The organism is Rhodococcus sp. NPDC059968 (assembly GCF_042738615.1).
GTDB lineage: Bacteria > Actinomycetota > Actinomycetes > Mycobacteriales > Mycobacteriaceae > Rhodococcus_F.
This window is the reverse complement of sequence record NZ_JBHWUE010000075.1, coordinates 1-8,668: the sequence shown is the minus strand read 5'-3', so window position 1 is coordinate 8,668 and position 8,668 is coordinate 1. Positions and strand designations below refer to the sequence as shown.

Sequence of the window (8,668 nt, the reverse complement as noted above, 5' to 3'; positions counted from 1 at the left end):
ACGGATCCGGGGGCGACGTTAACCGATCCGGGGGCGACGTTAACCGATCCGGGGACGACGTATGCCGATCCGGGAACCAGCGGCGGCTACACCGATCCAGCTGACGTCGGCGGATACGGTGCGGATCCCGGCACGTACACGGATCCGGGGACCAGCAGCGGCTACACCGATCTCGGACTCACCGATAGCGGCACCACTGGCTAGATCGATGTGAGCGAGTGCCGTCATGCCGTGTTGAGCACTGCAGACACGACAAAGCCCCGGCAGCCGAAGCTTGCCGGGGCTTTGTCGTCTCCGTCGGTCAGTGCCGGGAGTTCCACCAGTCCAATATCGGGGCCAGTCACGGGGTCCAGATCTGTCAACTGCCACTGAGTCCATACGGCGGAATCGGAATCGTCGTCACCAACCTCCTGAGTCTGTATCGGCGTGAAGAGTCGGATCGCAACGCGGTGAATGACCCCCTGGGAGGCCGTGAACGGCGTGCAGCGGCTCGTTTCCGGGCGGGGCGTTCGGGCACCGGTGGGTTGGGCACGTAATCAGCCGAGGAAGCTGTCACTCGAGGCCTGCATGCGACCGCCGACGAGGTCGCAGCTAGCGCCCGAACGACGGCCGGAGACGGGCGGCGACGAACTGATTACACGAGAACATTGTCGATATCCTCCGAACCGCGGAAGTCCGGACAGTCAGTGCCACCGCCGGTGTTGTGACAGCCCCGCCGACTTCTCACGTCGGCGCCCCCGGATCGCTTCGGGTTGCTGGTTCACCGATGAAACGCTTGTGAAGTTCCTCGGTGAGTACGTGAATCTGGCGAGTCAGTTCGGTGTTGGTGAGCAACTCGAGTTCCTGGGCGTGGAAGTCGTGGTCGGCCTTTGCTTGTTGGAAGGCGGATTGACGGTTTTGGCCGATCATCACGAAGGTGGACAGGAAGATCGCTTCGAGGGACACGGCGAGGGTCAAGGTGGGCCACGGACTTCGTTCCACAAGGAGCATCCACACCGCAAACAGCGCCACATGGAGCCACACGAACTGCATCGACCCGGCGAACGTGGTGATTCGGTCAGCCAGCCGCAGCTGCAGATTGCCGCTCCGCCGCTTCGCCTCCGCTAGTACGATCGGATGGTGAACGCTGTTCCCGCGTAGCAACCGGCGTGGTATCAGTTGTGGTGTGTGCCAGTCGGTTGCCGAGCGCTTGCTGGTCATTCCAATCGTCCCTTCGGGTGATTGACCGGATTTCGGCGGATCGGGTTCTGGCACCGCGGCTAATTGTTGATGGGGTGATCCGGCCCTCGAGTGTGATGGCGGGTGCGTTGATAGTTTCTTTCCACTGTGTTGCCCATCGTGCTCTTCCCTTGTCCATCGGGTCCAGAGCCCGGGTGACCGGATCGGACGGCACTGGTAGGTGACCGCGGGCAACAAGGTGATGACAAATGCGGGCCTGGTGCTGTCGGCGTCGACGCCAGCGTGACCACGACCCGACGTGCTCGTCGGGGTGGGCCTGTCGCAGGTCAGATCAACGACTAGCCGCCGGATCTCGGGTACCGTGTGCGCTCGTCCGACCGACGACTGGTCCCTTAGAATGTGGCGTTGACCTTCGGTGACGGCAGGCCCCTGGCGGAAGTGTTGGCCGCGAATGCCACACTGCCAGAATTCTTCTCGAAGCCACCGAGCGGCACAATTCTGATCATCGCCGCCGTCAGGGCAGGATTAGACCGTGAGTGACCGAACCGCAGCAGACCTCGGGCGTGAACTTGCCATGCTCGCCTCCGTGCGCGACCGCCTCCGGGCCTCGGAAGGCAGAGACTTCTGTATCCCGACCATCGCCGTCGACCAGGTTCTCGATGAGCTCAAAGGCCGAGGCCGCTGTCGACGAGGACCAGGCCGTCGGACGTCTCGCGGAGCAGAACATGTGAGACCAGGGGGCCGACAAATGGCGTGAGGAACGTTCCGCAATTCAGATGATGGACTCTGCTAATGGACAAAACTCGACACCGCCCCGGAAGTAGGAGTGACCGCAGAGATCGCACCCTGCAGCTGCTACGACCGGAACAAGAGTTGTGGGTCCCGGGAAGAGCCCCCCATTCGAGGGAAGCGGAGCCATAGTACATGAGACCGTGGGTGCACAGATAGCGGGCCGTCGTGGGGGTTTGAATCCGGAACCTGTTCTTGCAAACCGAGCTGGTACCGTTCCGCGGGTTGGTTTTGTCGTGCGGTGGGCGGGAGGTGCAGATGGGACGACAGGCTAGGGGCTTAGCGACAAAAGCCCAGATCATCTCGGGAGCGGCCGAGGCATTCGAGCAGAACGGCTACGTCGGGACCAGCCTGGAGGCGATCGTCGAGAGCATTGGGCTTTCCAAGGGTGCGTTGTACTTTCACTTCGGCTCCAAGGAAGAGCTTGCGCGGGCCATCATCGCCGAGCAACACGCGATCTCCATAGCTGCGGTCGAGGCAATCAGAGGAGAGCATGCGCCGGCGATAGAGCAGATCGTGATGCTGTGCCACGAAATGGCCAGGCAGATCGTTCACGAGCCAATCGTGGGAGCCGGGATCCGTATCACCGTCGAGCTCAGCGACAAAGGGTATGGACCCGCCGACCCCTACATCGACTGGATCAACACCTGCGATTACCTCGCACGCCGTGCCATCGACCAGGGCGACATCAGCCATGAGACAGATCCGGCGACCTTCGCGCGATTCGTGATCGGAGCGTTCACCGGTGTCCAGACCCTGTCGTTGATCCACACCGGAGGAGCCGACCTCGAGGAACGCGTCGATGACATGTGGATGATGCTGCTACCTGGCATTATGCCCCGTTACCGACACAAGGACCTGAATAGAACCCGCCGAGCGCGCAGTGCTGGCCCTCCCAAGAAATTCGGGCCAGTCTTCTCGTTGTAGGCCGGGCTGATGTTCGCCTGGATAGTTCCAGGGCCTACTGCGATCGAGAGTCAGTAGCGATGCGCGACGAGAGCGGTGCGACCTTGAAATCGCGCTGGCGCCCGACATGGGGGCCTGCGCCGCACGATCTACGCCGCACGATACTTGTCGCTACGTCGGGATCGACATCAACGACTACTACCGGAACCCCGAAAGCGCGAGGTCAGCTGGGCGACGGACAGTCGTGTCCACGACGGCCCGAATTCTCACAAGGCCAAACTCACCGCGCCAACCAGGATCATCGCGGCGCCCGCGAACCTCCCACTCACGTCACCGAATGGGATCGTCTTCTCCAGCAGGACGAAGATGGCGATCGCCGCGATCCACAGCAGGTTCATCACGCCGCCGACGAACAGCAATCCCATCAGGATCGAGCAGCAGCCCACGCAGTAGGCGCCGAGCCTCAGTCCCATGCGGAAGGCCCCGAGGTTGCCGGTGCGCCAGTAGCGGGACAGGAAGTGCGCTGGGGCCCGGCAGTTCCTCAGGCACGCATCCTTGAACGGGGTGAGTTGGTAGACGCCCGCCGTGATCAGCAGCGCGGCTCCGAACTGAGCGCTTCTGGACACCATCATCGGGGAGAGCAACGCGGCCTGCTCGAGAGCGTGCTGGGCGATGGTGGCCACGAGACTGAAAATCGTCCACATCGCGATGTAGCCGGTGACGAAGACGAACGTCGGGGCCAGCGGGTTGTGCTGGGCGGCGGCCTTCCGGGCGACTGCAGTGTAGAGCAGGGTCATTGGGGCCGCGGTGGGAACCATCATGGCGACCATCATGACGGCCCACATCGTCAGTCTCAGGCCGAACTCGGTTGCCGTCCACGGCTGCACCCCGGTCATGGCGTCCATCATCGGCGCCATCGAATGACCCCTCATGCCCGCTGATCCGCTCGCCATTCGGCGCGCTGCCACCACGACGTAAACCCAGGCCGCGACTGTGATGCCGCCCAGACCGGCCAACACGGCCAGGCGGTCTCGGTGGCGCCGGACCCAAGACGTGGTCAGCGGATGACTCCGTCCTGGTTCATGTGCAGAACGTTGAACTGGCCGTAGCTGTCCTTCAAGTAAAGCTCGACGCCCGCCCGGGCTGTGGTGTTGCCGTTGCCCATCTCGGCAAAGGTGTAGTGGTGCCCATCCGGCATGTTGATGAGTGACCTGGCCGGCTCGCCGCTGAATGGACTGATGATCGGCGTCCCGCGTGACTCGACCAGCCCTTCGATCGTGAGGCTGGCCATTCGCTGATCGACATCGATCGACAGTTCGATGGGTGCGTACAGCGTGTCCAGCACGGTCGACATCCTGCTGTTGTACACGAAGAAATGCGTCGCTCCGGGGGCAGTCGACTCGCCATGAAGGATCTTCCGCAGTCCTTCTCGCTGAGCCGGATCCGCCCGTTCGCCGATGATGGCCTGCTGCGTGCCGTTGCCCTCGGCTACCTCACCCGGCCAGGACATGAGCACCGCCCAGTCCAGGCCGTCGAGATTGGTGTCGTTGAAGGTTCCCTCCTCGATGTGGCCGCACATCACCGTCTCGCAGTGCCCATAGGTGGACTTCGCACCGAACTGGCACGGGCAGCCCCAGGCGCAGTTGCAGTTCGTGAACTCCGTACCGCGAATCATCCATCGATCAGCCACCGGATTCTCCCGTTTCTCGCGTGTCCTCCTTCGACGAGGACCGATCCCAGATCGCGGGCCGCAGGTGATGGCCACCCTTCACAGCACCGCGATCTCACTGCTTCGCCTGGCCGGGCACACCAACGTCGCGGCGGCGTCACTGTCGTGGCCATCATCGCCCGATAGATCTACTCATGACCAGCTGAGATGCGACTTTGCCGGGGCCCGGGGCCCGGGGTGGTGCGGTGCCCCGGTATTGGAGTTCCGGCCCTGAGCCAAGCCAGTGCCAACGGGTTCGTCGGTGACGATTAAGTCGGTGACGATTAAATGGGCGGGGGCGGCAGCGAAGAATTGAGGTTCAGACTCGCCTGGATGTGTTCGAGCGCCGCAGTGAAAGGAGACACCAGCTCTTCAGGTAACGGCACAAAGAACAATTTCCGGACAAGCGCGACATGACGGGGCGCAGCCTCGACGATCGCGGCCATGCCACGCTCGGTTAACACCGCGTCGGTCGCTCTGCCGTCGTCCTCCGATTGCATGCGTTCGGTGAGGCCACGTTCGCACATTCGCCGGAGGTGGTGGGAGAGCCGACTGCGTTCCCACCCGATCACCGTGGCCAGGTCGGTGACCTGGAGCTTGCGTTCCGGGGCACTGCTCAACGCATTGAGCACGTGGTAATCGGCCAGCGAAAGACCGCTGTCGAGTTGCAACTGGCGGTTGATCTCATAGTTCATGCTCAATTGCACACGCATATACGCCATCCACGCGCGTTGTTGTGACGGCGACAGCCAGACACCGTCACCGGGGTGTGAGCGACGATTACGCGGCATTTCACCGTCCTTTCCGGCGGACACCTTCGCAGACCATTATCCGCAACCGAGATTCCGACCGTCCGGGACCCGCCCCAACGCGGCTCTTCCGACTTAGCAGGGGCGGAGCTGCCTGGCCCCCAGCAGGGCGGATTTGCACCTGCCCTGCGATGCCTGCGTCGCTCACGGTTGCAGCACCAACTTGCCGCGGGTGTGGCGCAGTTCGAGCTCCCGGTACGCGTCCCGCACATCGTCGAGGGCGAAGACTCCGGCGATCGGCACTTCCAGCTCCCCCTGGGCGACGAGGTCGGCCAGCTCGGCGACCACCGCCGCGGTCGAGGCATCCGCGCCGCCAGCCGACTGGACCCCGAACCGCTCCACGGCATCGAAATCGGCGATGGTGTCCACCCTGTCTCGCGGGACTTTGAGCTCCTCGACCGCCATGGCGACATATCCACCACCGAAGAAATCCAGCAGGGCATCGATGTGTCCGGACTGTGCTGCGGCGCGCAGCCGGGCCGGCAGATCGTCACCATAGTTGACAGGGACCGCGCCATGGTCGGCGAGCCAGGCGTCGTTGAACGGCCCGGCGATGCCGAGGACGGTGGCTCCGGCGCGTCGGGCGAGTTGAACCGCGATCGAACCGACGCCGCCGGCCGCACCCGCGATCGCTACCGTATCCCCCGGTACGAGGCGCACCGCACGCACCGCGCCGTAGGCGGTGGCCCCCGCGACGAACAGCGAGCCCGCCACCTCCCAGGAAACCTCCGACGGCTTGGGCGTCAACTGGTTTGCCGGTACGGTCACGTATTCGGCGTGGCTGGACCGGCGCATGGAGAATCCGATCACCTCGTCGCCGACAGCGAAACCGGTGACGCCGGAGGCGAGTTCGGCCACCACGCCCGCCAGGTCGCTGCCCTGCCCGGACGGAAAGGTCGCAGGAAACATGTCCCGCACGGCACCCGTGCGAATCGCTGCCTCACTGATGTTGATGCCGGCTGCCCTGACCTCGACCAGAACCTCACCGGCTCCGGGAACAGGCCGGGGTACGCCCCGCACCTCGAGGACGTCGATGCCGCCGTACGAATCGAACTGCACTGCTTTGGACATGTCGGTGGTCATGTGGTGTTCCTTCCCGGGGAGCTGTCGTTGACGAGGCCGTACGCGCGGTGCCCGAGTGCCGGCATCGGGCCGGCGCGGTCGGGATACTTGGAGATAGCGCGTCCGACACCGACGCCCGCTTCAGCGGCGCGATCGTCGCCAACGGGACGTTTTCTCCGTCGCGCAGCATCGTGGTCACAGCGGCCGCCAGCGGTTGCTCAGCCGAGGTTCGATTGGCGCGCGAGCCACCGCTGCAGATCTTCGGCATCGGGCACGAGCTCGCGGGTGCGCCCGAAGTCGGCGCGATAGGACGGCGGCGTCGCGAACCAGCGAAACATACTCTTGACGTCGTCGTTTGGGCCGAGGACATCGAGGGGTACCTGGACGAATGTGGCGGGCGCGCCGAGTCGATGTGAGACCAGTTCCGCGATCCGCTCGCCGGTCACCTCGTCACCGGCGATCTCGACCGGCGCTGCGTCCGGGTCACGTTGCGCAAGAAGGGTGGCGGCGACTTTGCCGATGTCTCGCACCGAAATCATCTGCAGCGGCACGTCGCCGGGCATCGGCATCCGGACGAGCAGCTGGTCACCGTCGCGGGCGATCATGCCGAACAGGTTCTCCATGAAGAACGTCGGCCGGACGAAGTTCACCGGGACCGAGCCCATGAGGACCTCCTCGACGCGCCTCTTGCTCTCGAAGTGCGGGATCCCGGTATTCCGGTCGGCTCCGCCGACGGAGCTGTACACCAGGAACGGCAGCTGTGCGCCCTGCGCCGCGTCACCGATCGCCTTGCCGTGCGAGACCTCGCTTTCGGTGCCGCGGGGTCCGGTGACGGTGGTCATCGCGAAGCCTGCGCCGGCACCGTCAAAAGCGCTGCGGATGGACTCGGGGGCTTCCAGATCGGCCGCGACCACGGCCACCCCCCGCTCAGCCAAAGCACGTGCCGCGCCGCTGTCCACGTTGCGCGTCAGGGCGCGGACCGTTACCTGACGATCGAGCAGGGCGTCGACAGTTGCCGAGCCCTGCTGACCGGTGGCTCCGACGACCGCGATAGGGGCCGTCACGTCGGTGGTGTTCATCGGTTGTCCCGCAGTTTGTAGGTGTCCGGGGTTGGTGCCCTGGGTGTAGCTGATGAGTTGTTGCTGCGTGTGTGGCTCGAAAGCAATGGCTGCCCCGGGCCTGCATGCTTTGTCTCTCGCCCCGATATCCCACAGCCGCGAGCGCGGGGAAAATTGCGATGTTTGTGGTGGCCGTCATTTGTTCTGCGGGTGCATCGGCGGCATCTTCAGGAGCGCAGTGTCTTCAAGGCGCCCGCCCAGTTTTCTAGCTGAGCGAACATGGTGGTGGCGGCGGCGTCGTGACGGGCCGCCGGGGCGAAGGTGGTGAAATTCTCGAAGTCGTTGAACATCGAGAAAGACAATTGCTGACGGACCGTTGCCATCTGCAATTCGGCGCAGATGAGGCGAAGGTGCTCGACAGCGCGTGCGCCGCCGAGCGAACCGTAGCCGACCAGTGCGGCGGCTTTGTTCTGCCACTCGGCGTAGAGGTAGTCCAGGGCGTTTTTCAGTGCCGCGGATGTCGAGTGGTTGTACTCGGGACTGACGAAGACGAAGCCGTCATAGGGGGCGATGGTCGCGGCCCACGCCTTGGTATGCGCCTTCTGATACTGCCCGAAGCTCGGGGGCATGGCTTCGTCGAACAGTGGCAGGGGATGGTCAGTGAGGTCGACAATGTCGTAGCGCATGCCCGAGCGTCCCGCAGCCCTACCGAGAACCCAGTCGGCAACCGTGCGGGAGTGGCGGCCGGGGCGCGTGCTGCCGGCGATGATTGCGATCTTCAGTTCCGTCATGACGGACTCTCCGCGGGACCGCGTGCGTCCCATCCACTTGTTGCGACAAGCAAATTGCGGCCCGCGGCTTCGCTGCGTGTGGAATCGGCGCGAAATCCTCTGGTACCGCCACGATAGCAGGTCATTACGTGACATATCAAGTATTATTGGGGCGCCGGACGGAGGCGCTGCCGGTCGGCGACAGTCTGGGTTGCAGGCGGCCTGCGTGAGCGATGCCCGTTCCGGCATACTGCCCATCCTCACCGTTAAGTGATATATCATGCAATAAGGAGCACCGATGACCGACGCGATCACCCGGCTCATGCACGCCAACCTCCTCGAGGTGTTCAACGAGCGCGACTCCGGCCTACGCCGTGACGCAATCCA

General features: G+C 64.0%; 8 protein-coding genes and 2 pseudogenes. 2 read left to right on the top strand and 8 right to left on the bottom strand.

Features of this window, described 5'->3' with window-relative positions; translation table 11 throughout:
* Window positions 1-204: pseudogene (locus ACFWAY_RS39080) on the top strand (hypothetical protein); the annotation flags it as partial.
* 519 nt (window positions 205-723) lie between these two features.
* On the opposite strand, the gene ACFWAY_RS39075 reads toward ACFWAY_RS39080, so the two are convergent.
* Window positions 724-1,200: a DUF1003 domain-containing protein gene (locus ACFWAY_RS39075; protein ID WP_378514317.1), complete on the bottom strand. Its 477-nt coding sequence runs from the start codon at window positions 1,198-1,200 to the stop codon at window positions 724-726.
* A 647-nt stretch (window positions 1,201-1,847) separates the two neighbouring features.
* A pseudogene (locus tag ACFWAY_RS39070) lies at window positions 1,848-1,979 on the bottom strand (MBL fold metallo-hydrolase); the annotation flags it as partial.
* A gap of 247 nt (window positions 1,980-2,226) precedes the next feature.
* On the opposite strand from ACFWAY_RS39070, the gene ACFWAY_RS39065 reads away from it, so the two are divergent.
* Window positions 2,227-2,895 (top strand): ScbR family autoregulator-binding transcription factor, encoded by a 669-nt coding sequence (locus ACFWAY_RS39065; RefSeq protein ID WP_378514348.1) that lies wholly within the window; start codon window positions 2,227-2,229, stop codon window positions 2,893-2,895.
* A gap of 245 nt (window positions 2,896-3,140) precedes the next feature.
* Here ACFWAY_RS39065 and ACFWAY_RS39060 read toward each other — a convergent pair whose 3' ends face one another.
* The 6 genes from ACFWAY_RS39060 to ACFWAY_RS39035 form a co-directional block, all read right to left on the bottom strand.
* Window positions 3,141-3,806, bottom strand: a complete 666-nt coding sequence (locus tag ACFWAY_RS39060) for a DUF2182 domain-containing protein (protein ID WP_378514316.1) — start codon at window positions 3,804-3,806, stop codon at window positions 3,141-3,143.
* 125 nt (window positions 3,807-3,931) lie between these two features.
* Entirely contained in the window at window positions 3,932-4,564 is a 633-nt protein-coding gene (locus ACFWAY_RS39055) for a DUF1326 domain-containing protein (RefSeq protein WP_378514315.1), read from the bottom strand.
* A 302-nt stretch (window positions 4,565-4,866) separates the two neighbouring features.
* The gene (locus tag ACFWAY_RS39050; RefSeq protein ID WP_378514314.1) at window positions 4,867-5,397 is read right to left on the bottom strand and encodes a MarR family winged helix-turn-helix transcriptional regulator; all 531 of its coding nucleotides are present in this window, start codon (window positions 5,395-5,397) and stop codon (window positions 4,867-4,869) included.
* A gap of 138 nt (window positions 5,398-5,535) precedes the next feature.
* Complete coding sequence (locus ACFWAY_RS39045; RefSeq protein ID WP_378514347.1) at window positions 5,536-6,462, bottom strand: NADP-dependent oxidoreductase; 927 nt, start codon at window positions 6,460-6,462, stop codon at window positions 5,536-5,538.
* Window positions 6,463-6,671: 209 nt separating this feature from the next.
* Window positions 6,672-7,532, bottom strand: a complete 861-nt coding sequence (locus ACFWAY_RS39040) for an NmrA/HSCARG family protein (protein WP_378514313.1) — start codon at window positions 7,530-7,532, stop codon at window positions 6,672-6,674.
* A gap of 206 nt (window positions 7,533-7,738) precedes the next feature.
* Window positions 7,739-8,302 carry an NADPH-dependent FMN reductase gene (locus ACFWAY_RS39035; protein WP_378514312.1) on the bottom strand — a complete coding sequence of 188 codons (564 nt, stop codon included), beginning with the start codon at window positions 8,300-8,302 and terminating at the stop codon, window positions 7,739-7,741.
* Window positions 8,303-8,668: the final 366 nt, after the last annotated feature.